This is a genomic window from Mesorhizobium sp. M7A.F.Ca.CA.004.04.2.1 (genome assembly GCF_004022825.1).
Lineage (GTDB): Bacteria > Pseudomonadota > Alphaproteobacteria > Rhizobiales > Rhizobiaceae > Mesorhizobium.
In genome coordinates this window covers 1-1,368 of the sequence record NZ_RZPH01001307.1, presented here as the reverse complement: position 1 = coordinate 1,368, position 1,368 = coordinate 1, and the positions used below count along the sequence as shown (strand labels likewise).

Annotated in this window: 1 protein-coding gene; it reads left to right on the top strand. The window is 63.5% G+C overall.

Features of this window, described 5'->3' with window-relative positions; translation table 11 throughout:
• On the top strand, nucleotides 1–1,368 hold a 1,368-nt coding region (locus EN893_RS34095; protein ID WP_206640240.1), incomplete at both ends, for an efflux RND transporter permease subunit.

Here is a 1,368-nt window from a genome sequence, read left to right as displayed (position 1 = left end):
AATCTGCGGGCCACCATCATCCCGACGATCGCCGTGCCGGTGGTGCTGCTCGGCACGTTCGGCGTGCTGTCGCTGTTCGGCTATTCCGTCAACACGCTGACCATGTTCGCCATGGTGCTGGCCATCGGTCTGCTCGTCGACGACGCCATCGTCGTCGTCGAGAATGTCGAGCGCGTGATGCAGGAGGAAGGCCTGCCGCCGAAGGAGGCGACGCGCAAGTCGATGCACGAAATCACCGGAGCGCTGATCGGCATCGCCACCGTGCTTTCGGCCGTGTTCGTGCCGATGGCTTTCTTCGGCGGCTCGACCGGCATCATCTACCGGCAATTCTCGGTGACCATCGTCTCGGCGATGGTGTTGTCCGTGCTGGTCGCCCTTGTGCTGACGCCCGCACTTTGCGCCACGATCCTGCGACCGCCCAAGGACCATGCGACGCAAACGGGCCCGTTCGGCTGGTTCAACCGGGTCTTCGATCGCGGCACGCTTGCCTATCGCGACGGCTCGCACGGCATTATCAACCGGTCCTGGCGCTTCCTCGCCGTCTTCCTGGCCATCGTCGTTGCCGTGGGCTGGATGTTTGCCCGGCTGCCAAGTTCGTTCCTGCCGGAAGAAGACCAAGGCATCCTGATCACCAGCGTGTCGCTGCCGGTCGGCGCGACGCAGGATCGCACGGAGCGGGTGCTGGCAGAGGTGACCGACCATTATCTCAATCAGGAGAAGGACGTCGTCGACGGGGTGTTCACCGCTTCCGGCTTCGGCTTCGGCGGCGCAGGGCAGAATGTCGGCATTGCTTTCGTGCGGCTGAAGGACTTCGACCTGCGGAAATCGCCGGCTTCTGCCGCGCAGGCAATCGCCGGCCGGGCGATGGGCGCGTTTTCGAAGATCAGGGATGCGCAGGTCTTCGCGCTTGCGCCTCCCGCCATCCAGGGCTTCGGCAACACCAACGGCTTCGATTTCTACCTGCAGGATGTCAACGGCGCGGGCCATGACGCGCTGATCCAGACGCGCAACCAGCTTCTGAACCTGGCCGGGCAGAACAAGCTGCTCGCCAACACGAGGCCCAACGGGCAGGAAGACCAGCCGCAATTCTCGGTCGACATCGATCAGGAAAAAGCCAGCGCGCTGGGCGTCAGCCTGGCCGACATCAACAACACGCTTTCGACCGCCTGGGGCAGCGATTACGTCAACGACTTCATCGATCGCGGGCGGGTGAAACCGGTCTATCTGCAGTCGGACCCGAACTTCCGCATGCAGCCGGAAGATCTGGACAAATGGCAGGTCCGCAACGCCAGCGGGGCGATGGTGCCGTTCTCGGCCTTTGCTTCCAGCCATTGGACATTCGGTTCGCCCAGGCTCGAACGCTACAAT